At 45.9% G+C, this 17,561-nt stretch carries 18 protein-coding genes; 1 reads left to right on the forward strand and 17 read right to left on the reverse strand.

Going from position 1 to position 17,561, the window contains the following annotated elements:
• The first annotated feature begins 298 nt into the window (after window positions 1-298).
• The gene (gltX, locus tag AB4589_RS16875) at window positions 299-1,726 is read left to right on the forward strand and encodes a glutamate--tRNA ligase (protein WP_009848605.1); all 1,428 of its coding nucleotides are present in this window, start codon (window positions 299-301) and stop codon (window positions 1,724-1,726) included.
• A gap of 83 nt (window positions 1,727-1,809) precedes the next feature.
• Here the strand turns inward: gltX and AB4589_RS16880 are convergent, their stop codons facing one another.
• The 17 genes from AB4589_RS16880 to AB4589_RS16960 form a co-directional block, all read right to left on the reverse strand.
• Window positions 1,810-3,033, reverse strand: coding sequence for a beta-ketoacyl-ACP synthase (locus AB4589_RS16880; protein ID WP_371710131.1), 1,224 nt, complete (start codon window positions 3,031-3,033; stop codon window positions 1,810-1,812).
• Window positions 3,030-3,755: a 3-ketoacyl-ACP reductase FabG2 gene (locus AB4589_RS16885; RefSeq protein WP_371710132.1), complete on the reverse strand. Its 726-nt coding sequence runs from the start codon at window positions 3,753-3,755 to the stop codon at window positions 3,030-3,032. Before AB4589_RS16885 ends, AB4589_RS16880 begins: the two co-directional genes overlap by 4 nt.
• Window positions 3,752-4,216, reverse strand: a complete 465-nt coding sequence (locus AB4589_RS16890) for a hotdog family protein (protein WP_371710133.1) — start codon at window positions 4,214-4,216, stop codon at window positions 3,752-3,754. The genes AB4589_RS16885 and AB4589_RS16890 overlap by 4 nt, the downstream gene beginning before the upstream one ends.
• Window positions 4,209-5,408 (reverse strand): beta-ketoacyl-[acyl-carrier-protein] synthase family protein, encoded by a 1,200-nt coding sequence (locus AB4589_RS16895; protein ID WP_371710134.1) that lies wholly within the window; start codon window positions 5,406-5,408, stop codon window positions 4,209-4,211. The genes AB4589_RS16890 and AB4589_RS16895 overlap by 8 nt, the downstream gene beginning before the upstream one ends.
• Window positions 5,409-5,413: 5 nt before the next feature.
• Window positions 5,414-6,037, reverse strand: a complete 624-nt coding sequence (locus AB4589_RS16900) for a DUF3261 domain-containing protein (protein ID WP_372101226.1) — start codon at window positions 6,035-6,037, stop codon at window positions 5,414-5,416.
• Window positions 6,034-8,406, reverse strand: coding sequence for an MMPL family transporter (locus AB4589_RS16905; protein ID WP_372101228.1), 2,373 nt, complete (start codon window positions 8,404-8,406; stop codon window positions 6,034-6,036). The genes AB4589_RS16900 and AB4589_RS16905 overlap by 4 nt, the downstream gene beginning before the upstream one ends.
• Window positions 8,378-9,076 (reverse strand): outer membrane lipoprotein carrier protein LolA, encoded by a 699-nt coding sequence (locus AB4589_RS16910; protein WP_372101230.1) that lies wholly within the window; start codon window positions 9,074-9,076, stop codon window positions 8,378-8,380. Before AB4589_RS16910 ends, AB4589_RS16905 begins: the two co-directional genes overlap by 29 nt.
• Window positions 9,063-9,593, reverse strand: coding sequence for an acyl-CoA thioesterase (locus tag AB4589_RS16915; protein ID WP_372101232.1), 531 nt, complete (start codon window positions 9,591-9,593; stop codon window positions 9,063-9,065). Before AB4589_RS16915 ends, AB4589_RS16910 begins: the two co-directional genes overlap by 14 nt.
• Before the next feature lie 39 nt (window positions 9,594-9,632).
• A complete protein-coding gene (gene hutH, locus AB4589_RS16920; RefSeq protein WP_065678578.1) occupies window positions 9,633-11,180 on the reverse strand; it encodes a histidine ammonia-lyase in 1,548 nt (515 codons plus the stop codon).
• Entirely contained in the window at window positions 11,158-12,978 is a 1,821-nt protein-coding gene (locus tag AB4589_RS16925) for a glycosyltransferase (RefSeq protein WP_372101234.1), read from the reverse strand. Before AB4589_RS16925 ends, hutH begins: the two co-directional genes overlap by 23 nt.
• Window positions 12,971-13,333: a 3-hydroxyacyl-ACP dehydratase gene (locus AB4589_RS16930; protein WP_065678580.1), complete on the reverse strand. Its 363-nt coding sequence runs from the start codon at window positions 13,331-13,333 to the stop codon at window positions 12,971-12,973. Before AB4589_RS16930 ends, AB4589_RS16925 begins: the two co-directional genes overlap by 8 nt.
• 88 nt (window positions 13,334-13,421) lie before the next feature.
• On the reverse strand, window positions 13,422-14,804 hold the full coding sequence (locus tag AB4589_RS16935) for an AMP-binding protein (RefSeq protein WP_371710140.1): 1,383 nt from the start codon (window positions 14,802-14,804) through the stop codon (window positions 13,422-13,424).
• 6 nt (window positions 14,805-14,810) lie between these two features.
• Window positions 14,811-15,368: a hypothetical protein gene (locus AB4589_RS16940; RefSeq protein WP_372101236.1), complete on the reverse strand. Its 558-nt coding sequence runs from the start codon at window positions 15,366-15,368 to the stop codon at window positions 14,811-14,813.
• A complete protein-coding gene (locus tag AB4589_RS16945; RefSeq protein ID WP_009848591.1) occupies window positions 15,368-15,625 on the reverse strand; it encodes an acyl carrier protein in 258 nt (85 codons plus the stop codon). The genes AB4589_RS16940 and AB4589_RS16945 overlap by 1 nt, the downstream gene beginning before the upstream one ends.
• A 10-nt stretch (window positions 15,626-15,635) precedes the next feature.
• Entirely contained in the window at window positions 15,636-15,896 is a 261-nt protein-coding gene (locus AB4589_RS16950; protein WP_009848590.1) for a phosphopantetheine-binding protein, read from the reverse strand.
• A gap of 106 nt (window positions 15,897-16,002) precedes the next feature.
• The gene (locus tag AB4589_RS16955; protein ID WP_372101238.1) at window positions 16,003-16,773 is read right to left on the reverse strand and encodes a lysophospholipid acyltransferase family protein; all 771 of its coding nucleotides are present in this window, start codon (window positions 16,771-16,773) and stop codon (window positions 16,003-16,005) included.
• Window positions 16,770-17,549, reverse strand: a complete 780-nt coding sequence (locus AB4589_RS16960) for a beta-ketoacyl synthase chain length factor (RefSeq protein WP_371707866.1) — start codon at window positions 17,547-17,549, stop codon at window positions 16,770-16,772. Before AB4589_RS16960 ends, AB4589_RS16955 begins: the two co-directional genes overlap by 4 nt.
• Window positions 17,550-17,561: the final 12 nt, after the last annotated feature.

Consider the following 17,561-nt stretch of genomic DNA (forward strand, 5'->3'; position numbering starts at 1 on the left):
GGTCAAACATAAATTCAAGAATTTGATATTTGCTGGAATATTGAGTGATGGAATAGATGAGGTTTATCGCGAGCGTGGCGAGAATTTGCCGTTTTAGAGCATTTGACATGTGCTTGAGCTATTGGTTTGCTCCTTCTACGATAGCTTTCGTACAAGATCAGCGCATTAATCATTCACTACTGATTGTAGATTTAAGCGGTGGTGATAAAATAGCGCCCAAAATTTAGTGATATTTTTCTGTTGCAGGCTTTGTAATGGCAATCACTAAAAGAATCACCTACATAATCAAGGTATTTAAATGACGGTTAAAACTCGTTTTGCTCCTAGCCCAACTGGCTATCTTCACGTTGGTGGTGCACGTACTGCACTTTACTCTTGGCTATTCGCTAAGAATCAAGGTGGTGAATTCGTTCTGCGTATCGAAGACACGGACCTTGAGCGTAACTCTCAAGAAGCGGTTGATGCAATTCTAGAAGGCATGCAATGGATGGGTATGGAATGGGATGAAGGTCCTTACTACCAATCTAAGCGTTTTGACCGTTACAACGAAATGGTTGATAAGCTACTTGCTGAAGACAAAGCTTTCAAATGCTATGCGTCTAAAGAGCTGCTTGACGAAATTCGTGCAGAGCAAGAAGAAAACAAAGAGATGGCTCGTTACGATGCGAACCACCCTAAAATTGTTGCAGCAAACGAAGCAGCAAAAGAAGGTGATGCATGCGTTATCCGTTTCCGTAACCCTAAAGAAGGCAGCGTAGTATTTGATGACCAAATTCGTGGTCGCATTGAAATTTCTAACAGCCAACTTGATGACCTAATCATTCGTCGTACAGACGGTGCACCAACATACAACTTCGTTGTTGTAGTGGATGACTGGGACATGGGTATTACACACGTTGTACGTGGTGAAGACCACATCAACAACACACCTCGTCAAATCAACATCTATGAAGCACTAGGCGCGCCAGTTCCAACTTTCGCTCACTGTGCAATGATTCTTGGTGATGACGGTGCGAAACTTTCTAAGCGTCACGGTGCTGTTTCTGTAATGCAATACCGCGACGAAGGTTACCTACCAAATGCACTAAACAACTACCTAGTTCGTTTAGGTTGGTCTCACGGTGACCAAGAGATCTTCTCTCAAGAAGAGATGATTGAATTCTTCAGCCTGAACGCTATCAGCAAGTCTGCTTCTGCATTCAACACTGATAAGCTACTTTGGTTGAACAACCACTACATCAAGACTTCTGAGCCTGAGTACGTTGCTAAATACCTGCAATGGCACCTAGATGCACAAAAGATCGATACAACAAATGGCCCGGCTATCACTGAAGTGATCACGCTAGTTGGCGAGCGTTGTAATACGCTTATCGAACTTGCTGAACAGTCTCGTTACTTCTACGAAGATTTCTCTGAGTTTGAAGCTGGCGCAGCGAAGAAGCACCTACGTGGTGTTGCTAAAGGACCACTAGAGCTTGCTCTTGCTAAGGTTGAAGCGCTTGAGGATTTCACTACTGCAAACATCAAAGATGGTGTGATTGCAGCAGTATGTGAAGAGCTAGAGGTAGGCATGGGTAAAATCGGTATGCCACTTCGCGTAGCAGTAACAGGTGGCGGCCAGTCTCCTTCTGTTGATGCAGTGATGGAGCTTGTTGGTAAAGAGCGCGTAATCGCTCGCATTAAGATGGCTCTTGAGTTCATCGCTGAGCGTGAAGCTAACGCTTAATTGAGCATTAGCTAGATTGAAAAAAGGGTCAGTAACTTGGTTACTGACCCTTTTTATTTGTCTTGAGTTTTATCTAGCTAAGCTCAGATTTTCTTGAAGATGATTGAAGTGTTGATTCCGCCAAAGGCAAAGTTATTACTCATTACATACTCAACATTCAATTCGCGACCAGAACCTGTAATGTAATCGAGTTTACCGCAGCGTTCGTCGATGTTTTCAAGGTTCAATGTTGGGCTGAACCAACCGGAATGCATCATTTCTAGGCTCAACCAAGCCTCAATGGCACCACACGCTCCAAGCGTATGACCAAAGTAGCTTTTCAATGAACTGATTGGCACTTCACCAAAAATGTTCGCGGTCGCATTACTTTCTGCAATATCGCCTTTATCTGTTGCCGTTCCGTGCGCCGAAACGTAACCAATTTTTTCAGCAGGAAGCTGTGCATCTTTCAGCGCTTTCTCCATACAGATTTGCATGGTTTCCATTTGAGGTTGGGTCACATGGGCAGCATCGCAGTTGCTGGCAAAACCGATGATTTCCGCGTAGATCTTTGCACCGCGAGCAACCGCATGTTCATACTCTTCAAGAACAAGCGTACCAGCACCTTCACCGATAACCAGGCCATCGCGCTCACTGTCGTAAGGGCTAGGGGATTTTTCTGGCGTGTCGTTTTTTAAACTGGTAGCAAAAAGGGTATCGAAAACGGCAGATTCGGTTGGGCATAGCTCTTCACCACCACCGGCAACCATCACGGTTTGGTAACCGTGTTTGATTGCTTCATAGGCGTAGCCAATCGCTTGGCTACCTGAAGTACAGGCACTGCTGGTGGGAATCACACGTCCACGTAAGCCAAAGAATAGCCCGACGTTGACCGCTGCGGTGTGTGGCATCATCTGAACGTAAGTCGTTGCGGTGATAGCTCGTGTCGATTTCTCGTTAAGCATCACGCCAAATGCACCAACCGCATCAGTACTGCCAGTTGAAGAACCATAGGCAATGCCTGTTTCGCCATTAGTCAAAATGTCGTGGCCAATCAGCCCTGCTTGCTCTAGTGCATTTTCGGTTGCCACTGTTGCTAGGCGAGACACGCGGCCCATGCCACGAACCTGTTTGCGCTTATAGTGCTTAGGTAGTTGGAAGTCATCAATAGGTGCGGCAAGCTTAGTGTTGAGGCCATCGTACTGCTCAAAGCTAGGCATATACTGGGTCGCATTTTCACATGCTTTTAGTTTTGGCTCGATGTGCTGCCAATCGTTGCCAAAAGCGGTAACGCCTGACATGCCAGTTACAACAACGCGGCGGGTCATACTAAGCCTCCATTAACTGAAATCACTTGGCGAGTTACGTAGCCGGCAATATCCGACATTAGGTAGCTGACTAGGCCTGCTACTTCTTCTGGTTCACCCATGCGGCGCAGTGGCACTTGTGGAAGCGCATGATCTTTCACGTGCTCATCCACCATGCCAGTATCTATTAAACCCGGAGCGACACAGTTTACTGTGATTTTACGTTTCGCGAGCTCTAAAGCCAGAGACTTAGTAGCGCCAATCACGCCCGCTTTTGCTGCGGCATAGTTGGTTTGACCGCGGTTACCCATGATGCCGGATACAGAAGCCAGAGTAACGATTCGACCGCCTTTGCGTTTTTGAACCATTGGCATCACGCACGGGTGAAGTACGTTGTAGAAGCTGTCGAGGTTGGTATGGATAACACCATCCCACTCTTCTTCAGTCATAGCTGGGAATGCCGTGTCACGAGTAATACCGGCATTATTCACCACACCATAGTAAGCGCCGTGTTCGGCAATATCTGACTCAAGCGTTTCGCGACATTCGCTGCGATTGCTGATATCAAATTGGATCAGACGTCCTGCAGCACCGAGCTCAGTGATCGACTTTAATGTGTCTTCAGCACCTTGCTTGTCACCCATGTAATGAACGGCGATTTCAAAACCGTCTTTCGCGAGTTGAATAGCGATCGCTTTACCAATGCCTTTACTGGCACCAGTGACTAAAACCTGACGGCTCATGATGGGCTCCTAGTTTTCATTTCTTGTAATTTTTGTTCGGTCGGCACGTAGACGTTGAGTTGGCATTGAGCCACTAACTCGCCTTGGTCTTCGACTCGGGCGGTAAACACGGCCATGCCACTGTCTTCCATGAGTTGTTCAGCATAGATATCAAGGGTTTGACCTTGAGTAAATTCATCACACAGTGACTTGTAGCGACGAGAACCGAGTAAGAAGCCGATTGGAGGAGTAGTGCCGTTTTTCATCGCATGGTATCCAGACCAAGCTGCAACAGACTGCGCCATAAACTCGATGCCAACATAAGCTGGGACCGTTTGAGATTCGGCGTCAAAGAATAGGTTGTGCGCGCCAATATCGACCTGGCAGTGAATCGACAATGCCTCAACGTTGATAGCTCGATCGATTAATATCATCGGATCATCGTGTGGGAGAAGTTGGTCTACAGAAGGGATATCAGTCATTTATTACACCAAAAATCAGGCTAATGTTGTTGCCACCAAAAGCGAACGAGTTGCTTAAGATGTTCTTTACTTTAAGTTTCTGGGAACAGTTTACCAAATCAATCTCAATATCTTCAGCTTTATACTGACATTTTTGTAAGGGGAGTGGTAAGTCATATTTTAGAATATGCCACGCAATTGCAGCCTCTATCGCACTTGCCGCTCCAAGAGTATGTCCTGTTAGAGGTTTGGTTGAACTGACGGGAACCTTGTTTGCAAAAATACGATGGATGGCTTTGCTTTCCATTGAGTCATTGAGTGGGGTTGCGGTGCCATGGGCATTAATATAACCGATGTCTTCTGCTCGTAACTGTGCAGAATCTAAAGCCTTTTTCATTGCTTGCTCTGCGCCATTCCCTTCAGGGTGGGGCGCTGAAATATGGTGTGCGTCGGAGCTGTCGCCATAGCCTAATAGGGCTATATTCGAAGTGCTTTGAGTTGTATTGGTAGCGGTTGGTTTTGTCTTGCTAAGCAACATAAATGCCGCTGCTTCTCCGATGTTGATGCCATCACGAGAGGCGCTAAAGGGCTTACAATGTGTGGTTGATAGCGCTTCAAGACCATGAAAGCCATTGAGCGTCAGTTTACATAGTGTATCGACACCTCCAACCAACACAGCATCAGCCATTCCTGAATCTAACAAACGTTGGGCAGTAACAAATACACGGCCACTTGATGAGCAAGCAGTCGATATCGCATAGCTTGGCCCGGTTAATGCACAATGTTGGCTAACAAACTCAGAGGTGTTGCTTAGCTCTTGTTTTGAATAGTGGAAATCTTCGGGGAAAGAGTCATGTTCTAGTTTGTGTTTAAACGCCGTTTCACCATCAGAAATTCCCGAGGTGCTTGTGCCGATAACTACAGCAATCCTATCGGCACCAAATTGTGATTTTGCTTGCTCGATAGAGTCTTTGATTTGATTAACAGCCGATAACGCCAGTTGATTGTTGCGAGTGGCGTATTCCGCTTGTTCTGATGGGATTTCTGGTAATTCGCCAGCCACCTTACCAACGACCGTCGGCTTACCGTCGTTTAGCATGTCGCTCACTTCAACCATGTTTGATTCATGCTCGCCTTTGAGGCAGCCATGAATGTCAGCAACGCTTGAGCCTAATGCGGAGTGGAAACCACAGTCTTGGATATAAATAGGCATGATGTTTAGCTCTTACTTGGGTTATCGACAATCGTTGAGTTCAACGTTTGTATCGTGATGGTGTAGCCTTGAATCAAATGCTTGAAAACAATGTTGCCTGCGGTTTTGTGTGTTCCGGGCTCTGCTTGGTAATCAATTTTAATGATTGGCTGTTGGTTTTCATCAAATACGGAGCGGCTGTTTTCGGTATCGACCAAATACCAACCGATGTCTTGTAAAGGTTGAGCCCATGCTTCAACTGGCCATAGAGTCAGCATCAAATTAAATAGTACTTGCTCGGGTAGCGGCAGGGTAGCGCCAAGACCAGATAGAACTTGAGTATCAATCGTTTGGTTTTGGTATTGCAGCGATAGAATGCGAGTACCCCAAGAGGAGAAACCCGCCAACACGACTTTGTCTGATGTGACTTCGACTTGAACAGGAAGTTGCTGCGTATCATCTTGCCATGTTGCGCTGATCAGCTGGCTTGCCGTAAATGAGTATCCCAGTTCAGCAGGCAGCGGCAAGGCGAGCTCTGTGTCTTTGTCGATTGCGACACTTGCGCCTGTAGGCTGTTGAGACACCATCGAACAAGCGCTGAGTAGTAAGCCCAATCCAACGGCGAGCGCTATCTTGATTGTTTTGTTCATCTAAAAGCCTCTCGAGAGTTTGATTTTTCCGCTGCTTGTTCGTTGTTGATTGCAAGTGGCGAAAGCAACCACGCGACGAAAATACCAGTTAGGACGGTAACACCGAAGCTATGAATGGCATGAGTCTGACTCAGTGACAATAAGCCAAATGAGAGTAGCGTCGTGAGGCCTGACAAAGTAATCGCTAATAAGGTGCTTAGTGATTTCTTCTGTTCAGCAAAGAACAGGGTATAGTCGATACCAATCCCTAGAATCAGAATCAGTCCAAGCAGGTTAAACAGATTCAGTGTCGAGCCTAAAATTCCCGTGACCGCTAAACCAGCGACTCCGGCAATTAATGAAGGCAACAGCATTAATAGGCTTTGCTTCACACCATAACGCCAACCCAACACCATGCCAATAGCCGCTAATGCTATCAATAACAACTCGGTGATCTTGACTCTATATTCCGCAAAGAGAGCAGAGATTTCATCGGCTTTATTGAGGTGCTTTACACCTTGTTGCTGAGCAAAGCTTGAATCGAGCCATTGAGAGAACAGGTCTGAATCTGTGACGTCTTTGATCAAAATGACTGACGCGGCTTGTCCGTCGATCGGTTTTAACCAAAGTGGTCGAACAGGTTCTGACACTGGTGATTCTAAAAATCCAGATACCGTGATTGCCTCGAACTTTGGTAACTCTGGAAAGCTAGGCCAACCAAGAGTGTTCTGTAAGATATGGCTTTGTTGGCCATAGAGTTGCTCAACTAACTGATAGTTATCATGTTGTTGTTGCTTGCTTAGCAACTGTTGATTGATGCTGCGATATCCGGAGATACCTTGGCTATCGACCAAAGAATCTAAGCTCGTAGTGATCCCAGCCAGTTTTTTTAGCAGTTTTTGATCGCTGTTGGCGGTCACCAGCAGCATATTTTGACCACTGCCTAATCCTGATATCTCAGTAATGGCTTGTTCTTGCTGTTTTAGTTGATCAGGCATCGCTTGAAGTTGACGAATATCGTCGTCGTAGCGAATTTGACTGAGTGATATCAAACTAACGACAGTCACTATTAACGGTAAGCCAATTCTAAATTTTTGGTTGTTCCAGAGGCTTAACCAAGTATGCCAAAGCTTCGACAGAGGAAGTGGACGCTCTTGGCTTGGTTTTGCCGCTAAAACGGGGTACCAACACACCACGCTGGCGTAAGCGGCAATAAGTCCAATTGACGAGAACAGAGCAAGTTGCTGCAAGCCAGGGAAAGGTGCCACCAATAGACCTAGGTAGCCAATCAAACTGGTGATCAGACCCAAGGTGATCGCAACGAGAATGTGCTGCAAGCCTTTTTCACTTTGCCATTTACTCCCAGCTGCTAAGCGGTCAGTCAGGTAGTGAAAGGAGTAATCGATGGATACGCCAATTAAGCTGGCACCGAACACCAAACTAAACAGGTGAACTTTGCCGAAGATAGCGACGGTGCTTGCCAGTGCGACCAATAATCCGGTACTGATTGAAAGCAAAGACAAGACAAGAGGTAGGGCACTACGAAACGTCAGCCACACCAATAAAATCACACCTGCCAATGAGCCCAAACCAATGGTACTGATTTCTGATTTCGCGCTTTCGGTACCGTAATTGGCGTAGAACACCACACCGGTATGCTCTACTTTGACACCAAACTGCTTTTCGACCTCACGCTCAATTGAATCAAGATCGGGAAGTTGCTCTTGAATCGCTAAACTATAAGGCGAACCCGCCAGAGTCGCCGTCACCAAAATATGAGTTTGCTCATTAGACTGGGCTGTGAGGTATCCCTCTTTCACAACAAAGTTACTTGATTGAACGCCAACAGCACTGATGTAGTCGCGAAATAACAAGAATGGGTCGAGAGATAGCTCTGCTGCAGTGACGCCTGAGAACGGATTGTACAGAGACTGAATGACATATTGAGCTCGCGAATCCGGCGAATGTGTCAGCGTCTCTTTTTGTTGTTGAGTTAGAAGTTGAGCTCGGTGACGAAAATAGAAATCGCTCCATTGGCTTTGCGTGCTGGCGTTGATCTTTCCTTGAACTTGCTTAAACAGAGTTGGCTGATTTGAGAAAGCTCTTTGGTTGAGGGCTTTTTCAAAAGCGTCAGTCGCTGTCATGGCTTGTTCGATGGCGGAGGCACTTATGATAAATACCACTTGCTCGCTCATAGAGCTGGATATCTGCTGAAAGGCTTGTTCTACCATGGGGTCTTGCTGGTTTTCAGGCAGCAATTTCATGATGTTGCTTTCAATGGGTACTGACGAAGAAAAAGCGAATTGTTTGATCAACAATCCGCTAAACAGTATTACGACAACAAGCCAAGCAAGGGCTAGGCTAGAATTGGAATTGTTGCGCTTCAGCATCTGATAATACTTCCGGTAGATGACTTAACTGGCTAAATTCGATCACTGTGCTGTCCCCACGAACTTCTCTAAGTTCGATACGTTCAATGTCACCTTGTCCTTGCAGTGTGATGGCTTCAAACACCGCGTTCATTGGCGCATTCTTTGGCTTTAGAGAGAGTGTCCATCGTGTGTCTTGTGAACTTGAGTTTGCACTTTCATCAGAATTTTTCTCAGTCGCTGGTTCAAATGACAGTGAGAATTGCTCTTGAAGTTTTTGCGTGTCCCCGTGAAACACCGACAGGAATATATGGCTGAAATAAAATGCCATTGGGTTTTCTTTATCGGTAATGATCTTAGCGGGTTGATCTGCAAACCTTTGGCTCAGTTTGTTATCGGTTAGCACTAAGCTCACAGGGAAGGGGGTCTCTTGTGTCCAAAGCAAACCATTCGACTTGTCTAACAGGAACGTACCTTGTGATGTTAGAGGTTGGGCGAACATTTCCATGTTACGTGTTTGAGTAAACTCACCACGAACGATACTATTTTCGCTTAACACGGTTTGTAGTTCTGTAATAGAACCGACAGCATTCGTGTTCTCGCTAGCGCCAGCAAAGTGGCTCGCCATCATTGAAGCAAGCCCTAGCAGTGCGATACTGATTTGCTTACGCCCGTGTTTAAACAGACTCATGTTTCACCTGCTGCTGTGTGTTAGGTACTTGCGGTTGCTCTGATTGGTGATCGTTTGATTGCTGCTCAGTTGATTGGGGTAAGCAGCCAAATTGATGCCAGTGTTCGATTTTATCGGTAAACACTTTCGGCGAAGCAAAACACATCTCTTGCTCTTCAATGGTTACTGCAACCTGCATGGTGTGGGCGCGTGTCATACGAGCACCTGTATTGGCATCGTGAATTTCGTAGTCAACACGCAAGCGGTTTTCCCATTCAGTTAACTTAGCAGATACCTTGATCTGATGATTAAACGGTATCGCTTTGATGTACTTTACGCGCGTGTCGATGATCGGCCACATGTAGCCAGAATCCTTCATCTCATGGTAGTTGTACTCAATCTTATCCATCATGATGCGCCTAACTTCTTCAAAAAATCGGAAGTAGTTGCCGTGGTAGATCACGCCCATTGGGTCGGCATCTTGGAATGAGGTTACTAAAGTAACCTCTGATTTTAATGGATGAAGGATTTCAGACATAAATCGCTCTCAACAATATTGCGTAAAGGGTTAGCTACTCTAGGAGTAAAGTGACCAGTGTTGACTTTGAATACGAGCAATGAAGTGGCGTAGATCGCCTTCAAGTGGTCGATCTTCTACGATAAATTCAAACTCTTTAAGCACTTCGTCGCGAATGTGCTTTAGGTTTTCACTCATGTGGTGCTCATCAAGCTCATTGTGGCGTTTACGAAGTTCAAGCGCTTGTGTCCCAGCCAGAAGTGACGCTGCTGCTACTTGTTCAGTCAGTTCAAGAACGCGTAAGCAGTCACGAGCCGCAATGGTGCCCATGCTGACTTTGTCTTGGTTGTGACACTCGGTTGAACGAGAGAACACGCTTGCTGGCATGGTGTGTTTCAATGCTTCTGCTGTCCAAGCTGAAACGCCGATCTGTACCGCTTTGAAGCCATGGTTAATCGGCTTACGTTCGCCTTCTGCACCGGTTAGGTTGAATGGCAAGCCGTTATTGAACTTGTAATCCATTAGCTGCGCCATTTGGCGATCAAGTAGATCTGCAAGGTTGGCTACTGCTGTTTTTAGCGTATCCATTGCCATTGCGATGTGGCCACCGTAGAAGTGTCCACCGTGCAGTACGCGCTCATTGTCGCCATCGATAATTGGGTTATCGTTAGCGCTGTTGAGCTCGTTCTCAATCATTTGGCGTAGCCAAGGCAGAGAGTCTTGAACCACACCAATCACATGTGGAGCACAACGCAGTGAGTAACGATCTTGTAGGCGATCACTGTTGCGTGGCGGGCGATCCGCTTGTAAGTCATCACGTAGCCATGCAGCAACTTGCTGTTGACCCGGATGAGGCTTCACTGCAAACAGCGCTTCATCGAAATGGAAATCGTTGCCTTGCATACCTACAGACACCATTGCGGTAATTTTAGTCGACAGCTGAGCTAGGTATTCTGCACGTTTGTAGGCGATACAAGCCAAAGCCGTCATGACTGATGTGCCATTCATCAATGCCAAGCCTTCTTTTGGCTTAAGCTTGATAGGGTTAATCCCTAGCTCTTTGTAAACGTCACTAGTAGGGCGAACTTCACCTTTATAAATCACATCGCGCTCACCAATCAGGGCAGCTGCCAGATAAGACAGCGGCGTTAAATCACCACTGGCACCAACCGATCCTTCTTGAGGAATACGCGGTGAGATATCTTGATTGATCAGAGTGACGATCTGGTTGAGCAAATCGTGAGTCACACCAGAAACACCTTGTGACAATGAACAAAGGCGCGTTGCTAATACTGCACGAGATTGTTCGTGAGACAGTATTTCGCCTAAACCACAGCCATGAAAGCGCGTTAGATGCAGTGGTAATTCATCAACAAGGTTTGGTGGAATTGCAACGGTACATGAGTCACCGTAGCCCGTTGTCACACCATAGATCACGCCTTCTTCTTTCAATAGGCGTTCTAAAAAAGCGACACCGCGGTCGATCTTCGATGTGAACTCATTACTTGAGTTCATCGAGGCTTTTGCGCCTTGTGAAATAGCGACAACATCTTCAATCGTGAGGCGTTCGGCACCAAAGGTGATGCTATTTGGATTTTTTTTCGTCATGGTGCTTGCTCAATGTCCAAAAGTTAAAAAAGTTGTACCACTGAAGCGGTGCTTTCAGTGTGTAGTGCTGAAGTCGGTCTGCGTATTTCTGCACGACTTGCTGTAAAGATTGTTCGCGAGTCTTCCTTGGTAGCTCTATCTTGTCGCTGAAATGCTCAAAATAGACATTAAAATGCGGTTTGGTTTGTGAGTCATCTCGTAGGCCAAACAGTAAGAATACTGGCGCTTTGAGAACAGAGGCTAACATAAATGGCCCTTGAGGGAAGGGAGCTTCTTTACCCAAGAACTCTGCCCATACTGAGCGACTCTCTTTGCTGGTGGAGGTTCTATCGCCAACGATCACAATCCATTCACCTTGCTCCAATTTTTGTTGCAACAAGATGGCGGTATCAGGGCCCATCGATGTCACCTGAATCAGGTTTAAATCAGATTGTGGGTTTACTGCTTTCATCACCGAATTAAAGCGTTCGGCGTGTTCCGTGAAGACCAGCGCATTGATTTTGATGTGTGAGTGTCGACGTCCCAAAGCGCGGCACAACTCGATATTACCAAGGTGAGAACCTAGGATTAGCACACCTTGCTGGTTTTCCACCATACTTTCGAATTGCTCTTGCCCATGAATGGTCAGGTTATCGACTGAAAAATCGCCTTTCCATGCGGCTAATTTGTCTAGCATGGTGTGACCAAACGAAAGCAGGTGGTTATAACTGGTTAATTCAGCAGGTAACTCAATATTCTGTTGCTCTGCGTATGTCTTAAGCTGGAATAGGTATTGCTCAGAAGCGTTTCGCGCGCGCTTGCCAGTCAAATGGTAGTAACGCATCACACCGCGCAAAATTAGGTTGAATACTCCTCGGCCTAATAGTGAGTACACAGCTAACAACAGTTTGATACCGAGAACTGTGCCGCGCTCTTGAGTTCTGGACCAATGAGGCTGTTCAGTGCTATTTGGTGTCTGCTGCGCCTGATTGCTTTCTGAAAATTGTGTCGAACTTGTTAGGTGATCTTCAGAATCTGATTTGAAGTGACGAGCAATCAGCTTAGGGGCTCTTGGCAGCATGCCGAAGAACAGTCGAGTATGCATCCAACTGATTTTTACGTTGTCCCACAGCGCATCGAAATGAGAGACACCATTTTCAGGGTAGATGACTCGCGTCTCAATGAAGTCAATGTCGCAACCTTCCCAGTATAAGCGAACCAGAATCTCGATATCGAAGTCCATTCTCGAACCGACATCGTATTTATTCAGTACTGTTTGTGTCTTATCGATTGGATACGCTCTAAAGCCACACATGCTGTCTTTAATCGAGAGAGATAGAGTTTCTATCCACACCCAAATATGTGTCGCGTAGCGCCCGTAGAGCCTTGCCTTCGGTACGCTATCGTCATAGACAGGCTGACCTGAGATCAGGCGCTGGGGCTTAGCTTGTGACGCTTCGATTAAGGCGGGTAGGGCGTCTAGGTCATGTTGACCGTCAGCATCAATCTGAATGGCATGACTAAAGCCGAGCTGCTGTGCTCGCTTGATGCCAGCCTTTACGGCACCGCCTTTGCCTTGGTTCTGCTCAAGCGTCACCAAGGTTACGTTTGAATTCTCTACTAAGGGAGCCAGAAACTGTTTCGTGGTGAGTTCACTGCCATCGTCAACGATGATGATCGGCAACTCAAAATGATGGAGTGACGACACCACTGCAGGCATGGTTTCGCCGTGGTTAAAGCACGGAATTAGGAAGCAAGCTTTGTAGTCGCTTTCTTTTGTTACGTGTTGAGAAGCAGCCTCAGCAGGAGCGCTATTCACTTTTCTCTCCCAGCTTCATTTTTCCTGAAGAGTGGGTCTGTTCGCCGTTATTTGAGGTGTAACTGAAGCTCAGCTTGTCTTTGTCAGCATCCCATTTGAGTGATAGCTGGATTGTGGCGTCAGGAAGGATAGGCTCTTGGAATTTGATGACCTCCATACCTTTAAAGTAACCAGGGACATTTAACTCTTGGACAGCATAGTGAAGTGCCCAGTCAATTTGTGTCACACCGGGAAGAATAGGGAAGCTCTTAAAGTGCCCCTTAAAATCGGTGATGTCTCCGGTAACATGGAGTGTCAGGGTCGATTCTTTCTCTACAGTGTCAACAGCAATGACGTTTGGTTTTCTCTTATCCATAGCGTGTGCTTAGAATCCTTGGGCTAAAATGGGTGTTGTGACAAAAATATAAAAAGACAGTCTCAGTGTAAAACACGATAAGCGATTTCTATGATTTTACGAGCTGCTCTATGTGAGAGGTTAACCGCTTGCCTTGGCTGTTGAGGGGGATCTCATCAACAACACGATACTTTCTTGGAGTAGCGATTGGCTCTAACCATTTTCTGAGTTCTGAACGTAACATTAACCAGAATTTACCTTTACTCATGGTTGCGAGAGTCGCTTGGCCTTCCTCTGATAATACCAAAACTGACGCCAAGATTAAGCGTTCAGGCTCTTCAAAGGGAATGACCACACACTCGCTTATCCAAGGTAGTTGCTCCAGTCGCTTTTCAACTTCAACCAGTGATACTCGTTTTTCTTCTATCTTGATCACTCGGTCGGTTCGGCCTTTCAATATAAATTGATTCTCTGAGACCATTTCGCACTCGTCTGCGGTTTGATACCAGTTGTTTTTGTCGATGTACGGCGACAATAACTTAATGCAATTCTCACTATTGAGATTGGCCTTAATACAGTCAAAAAGCTGCCAAGGTGTTTGAACGCTCTGTTGCTGACGAAACGCGATGCCGCCGGTTTCTGTGCTGCCAAACACCTCGATAGGTAAATGCCCGAGCAGACCTCGTGATTGATGAGCCGACTCGGTAGGTAAAGGGCCACCAGAAGAGAATACCCCCGCTAGATGCGTAGACTTTGTCTCGTGTTTTAATCGTTTGAGTAGCGCAGGGCTGCTGATCAGCACGCTCTGCTTGTTAGCGTGAGATAGGATCTGTTCCGGGTATTCGAGATTGTTTCGAGAAAATGGAACGCCAGAACAAAGCGGCCATAAGATTCGAAACAACAGACCATAGATATGTTGGTGTGAGACGGTGCTGTGGACTTGGTTGTCTTTAAGCAAGGCGCCCCAGTTTTTATCTAGCTGAGCGATTTCAATATCTAGGTGTTCTAAGGTCTTATGGATTGCTTTTGGTGTACCGCTTGAGCCTGAAGTAAACAAGGTCAATTGGATTGCTGCTAACTCAATGGCGGGAAGATTATCGGTTAGAGGTTCTCGTATTTCGGTGTCTAATAAGGTTTGGATATTGCGAACTTCATTTATTTCCACTGCACCAATCGCATCATCGACCAACAGACAGTCAAAATGCTCACTCAGCTCGGCAAGCGCACACGGTTGATAGTTACCTGGCAAGATGATGTGTTTGTTGCTGGCTGCGCACGCTAAAAAGGCCACTGAAAATAGGTAGCTGTCTTGGGTGCAAATCGCAACTCGTTGAAAAGGGGATGAAGATAAAAGCTGTACGAGTTGAGATAAGTCGTCGTTAAATGTTTGCCACGAAATCTCGCTATTGTCGTCAAAGCAGACAATAGAATCAGGCGATCTGTTCTGACTGAGAAGTTCAGACAAGGAAGTGTAAGAGACGGTTTGTGTCATAACAATTTAACTCTGACGAATGCGCTGTCTTACTACCCACTCTCCTGCAAAGAGCAACCCTGCAAATACATAGCTGAGTAAGCCATTGTATAGGGTCCATATTTCAAGAGGTTGGAAGCAGGTGTAAAGGGCGATAGAGCCATTGATAACAAAGAACAGACACCAAACTTTGGTGACTGTTCGTGTGTAATCAACGCCACTTTGTGGAAGTTCTGGCTCTTGGAGGCGAGCAAGCCGCTCGATAATCGTTTGCGGTTGCCATAGGCTCGAGGCGAACACAACCAGCATACAAACATTAACGATGACGGGGTAATAAGTTAGCCAGCCGTGCCGTTTGAAGGTTAACCCTAATGCCAGCAGAACAATCCCGGCACTTCCGCTGATCCAAGCTAGGTGTTTTAGCTCTTTGATTTTAGCCTGACCACCGGTGAAAATGCGGACAGCAAAAATAGCGGCTAAGACGATACCAACGGTTTGTAGGCCAAACTTGTTGAGTCCAAAGTAAACCGCTATTGGATAAGTGAAAAGTATGATTGCCGACAGTAAAGTCAGCAGAGGACGCATTATGCGTCCTTCAATAGTTCAACCACAGACTCGACAACGTCATTAACGGTGCGTACTGCTTTGAACTCTTCAGGCTTGATCTTCTTACCTGTAACGTTCTGTAAGTGAACGACCAAATCAACGGCATCAATGCTGTCGAGATCTAGGTCGAGATAAAGGTGTGCTTCTGGAGTGATATCTTCAGCATCAAGCTCAAACAGCTCGATAAGCGCATCTTTAACCTGGTTGAATACTTCTTGTTGGTTAGCTTGTGTCATAAAGATCTGTCTAGTTGTTTGTTTTAGATGAAATGTAGTTAGCTAGGTTTTCAACCGATGCAAAATGCTGGCGAGTGTTTGAATCGTCGGCATCGATAACAATGTTGTACTTTTTCTTGATAGCAAGGCCGAGCTCAAGGGCATCGATAGAATCTAATCCAAGTCCATCACCAAACAGTGGTGCTTCCGTTTCAATTTCATCAATGCTCATATCTTCAAGATTCAGTGCGTCGATAATCAGTTGTTTTAGTTCGTTGTGTAATGTTTCCACTTAGGCCTACTTAGTACTTTATCTAAATGCTACGTCAAGGGGGGCGATTCTACATTATGTGATGTATTTTCGAAACGCTGATATCACCAGTTGTTTTATTGATGAGCTAAATATTCTCTTCGGAAGGAAAAATAGTCTGTGCAAGGTGTTGATTGAGGCGCCTTGCTGCCGAAGTTAAGTTGTTTGAATTCTCAATAAAGGGTGCGACGTCTATTTTACCTTTCACTGCGATATGAAAAAAGGGTTTAGTGGCAGGAACTTGATACCATTTTTTCTCTTTTGTTAAGAATGTCGGAGAAACTGTAATATAAATCACGCGTAAGTCGGTTTGTGTTCGAGTGGCAATTTGTGCCGCACCACGTTGTAAGGATGGTTCAATTCCTGGCGTTGTGCGAGTTCCTTCAGGGAAAACTAACAATACATTTCCACGCGAAAAGCGTTCTTCACAGCGTTCTAAAAGATCGTCAGGGGTTTGGTTGGGTATGTATCCCGCTGCTTTGACAATCCTCTTCATAAACGGGTTTTCCCATATTGCCGCTTTAACAAGACAATCACATTGAGGAAGTTGAGAGGCGATCAGTACATAGTCAATCAAGCTAGGGTGATTGGCGACAATGATGCAGTTGCGATCTTCGCGGAGCAGTTCGGCGCCATCAATTTGGTAATCAATCGCGCCTGTGAACTTCATTATTTGGCAGAATGCATTGAATGAGAAACGGATTAATCGTTGTGCTTTGAGCTCTCTTTCTATGACGTTGCGAGTCGTTAGGGCGATCGAAGGTAAGATTAAGAAGCTTAAGACTAAGCCTCCCAAACCAAAGATGGTAAAGCAGAGCCCCGTCGCGAATACTCGCCAACATTGGCCTACTTTGCTCATTTCTGTGCACCTGCTTGGGCGTTATTGACCCAGGACCAGTTTTGGTGCTTACCAGCAATAGTCCAATGCTGTGTTCCCAATAGGATATGTTGTAGCGTTTGTAGGCCTTGTGGTAAATCAGCTGCTGAGCTGTCTCTAACTTTGGGGGGGCTAGCGATTGGTTTACTTGTTACTGCTCTCGAAACTGAGTAGTCACTGCCTGCAGTGACTACTAAACCTAGAGCGTAGTCAGCATAGTGCTGATTTTCGTATTCTCGATATACATCAGGCAGAGGTTGGTCGAAGTCAATGACGAGTACACGATGTGACGGATACTGATGTAGGTAAAGATAAGCTTCAATCAGGGCGTTGTGAAAGGTATCTTGCCCAGAAGCGATAGAGGTCAGTGGAATCGGTGCTTTTGCAGCAATCGTTGTTAGGCCTGCTGCGGTGTTGTGTACTGATTGGGAAAACGCCATTGGAGAGGCATCGTCACCTTCTAATATTGATTGAATCAAAGCAACAGTTCGGTGGAGCTCACCATGTCGACTGGCAAAAACCAGATAATCAATCGAGGTATCTTTTAATAGGGTTAATGCGGTTTGGACGGCCAGTTTGCTTTGCAGGCTCATTCGGCGGCGCATCATAGGAGGGATGGCTTTAAATTCAGTTGAGCCATTTTGTGGCCAATCTAAATGAGTGCTCCACGTTTGCCACTCGGCAACGGAATAGAGGCCTGGCGAATTTGCTGACCATTTTTCAATATTAAACGACATTAATTGGGATTGATTTGACATAGAGTATTGATT

It is taken from the genome of Vibrio sp. 10N.222.49.A3 (assembly GCF_041475145.1).
GTDB classification, from domain to species: Bacteria; Pseudomonadota; Gammaproteobacteria; order Enterobacterales; family Vibrionaceae; genus Vibrio; species Vibrio tasmaniensis_A.

Coding starts and splice junctions, on each gene's coding strand:
- gltX (WP_009848605.1), top strand. CDS start 299: ATGACGGTTAAAACTCGTTTTGCTCCTAGCCCAACTGGCTATCTTCAC.
- AB4589_RS16880 (WP_371710131.1), bottom strand. CDS start 3,033: ATGACCCGCCGCGTTGTTGTAACTGGCATGTCAGGCGTTACCGCTTTT.
- AB4589_RS16885 (WP_371710132.1), bottom strand. CDS start 3,755: ATGAGCCGTCAGGTTTTAGTCACTGGTGCCAGTAAAGGCATTGGTAAA.
- AB4589_RS16890 (WP_371710133.1), bottom strand. CDS start 4,216: ATGACTGATATCCCTTCTGTAGACCAACTTCTCCCACACGATGATCCG.
- AB4589_RS16895 (WP_371710134.1), bottom strand. CDS start 5,408: ATGCCTATTTATATCCAAGACTGTGGTTTCCACTCCGCATTAGGCTCA.
- AB4589_RS16900 (WP_372101226.1), bottom strand. CDS start 6,037: ATGAACAAAACAATCAAGATAGCGCTCGCCGTTGGATTGGGCTTACTA.
- AB4589_RS16905 (WP_372101228.1), bottom strand. CDS start 8,406: ATGCTGAAGCGCAACAATTCCAATTCTAGCCTAGCCCTTGCTTGGCTT.
- AB4589_RS16910 (WP_372101230.1), bottom strand. CDS start 9,076: ATGAGTCTGTTTAAACACGGGCGTAAGCAAATCAGTATCGCACTGCTA.
- AB4589_RS16915 (WP_372101232.1), bottom strand. CDS start 9,593: ATGTCTGAAATCCTTCATCCATTAAAATCAGAGGTTACTTTAGTAACC.
- hutH (WP_065678578.1), bottom strand. CDS start 11,180: ATGACGAAAAAAAATCCAAATAGCATCACCTTTGGTGCCGAACGCCTC.
- AB4589_RS16930 (WP_065678580.1), bottom strand. CDS start 13,333: ATGGATAAGAGAAAACCAAACGTCATTGCTGTTGACACTGTAGAGAAA.
- AB4589_RS16935 (WP_371710140.1), bottom strand. CDS start 14,804: ATGACACAAACCGTCTCTTACACTTCCTTGTCTGAACTTCTCAGTCAG.
- AB4589_RS16940 (WP_372101236.1), bottom strand. CDS start 15,368: ATGCGTCCTCTGCTGACTTTACTGTCGGCAATCATACTTTTCACTTAT.
- AB4589_RS16945 (WP_009848591.1), bottom strand. CDS start 15,625: ATGACACAAGCTAACCAACAAGAAGTATTCAACCAGGTTAAAGATGCG.
- AB4589_RS16955 (WP_372101238.1), bottom strand. CDS start 16,773: ATGAGCAAAGTAGGCCAATGTTGGCGAGTATTCGCGACGGGGCTCTGC.
- AB4589_RS16960 (WP_371707866.1), bottom strand. CDS start 17,549: ATGTCAAATCAATCCCAATTAATGTCGTTTAATATTGAAAAATGGTCA.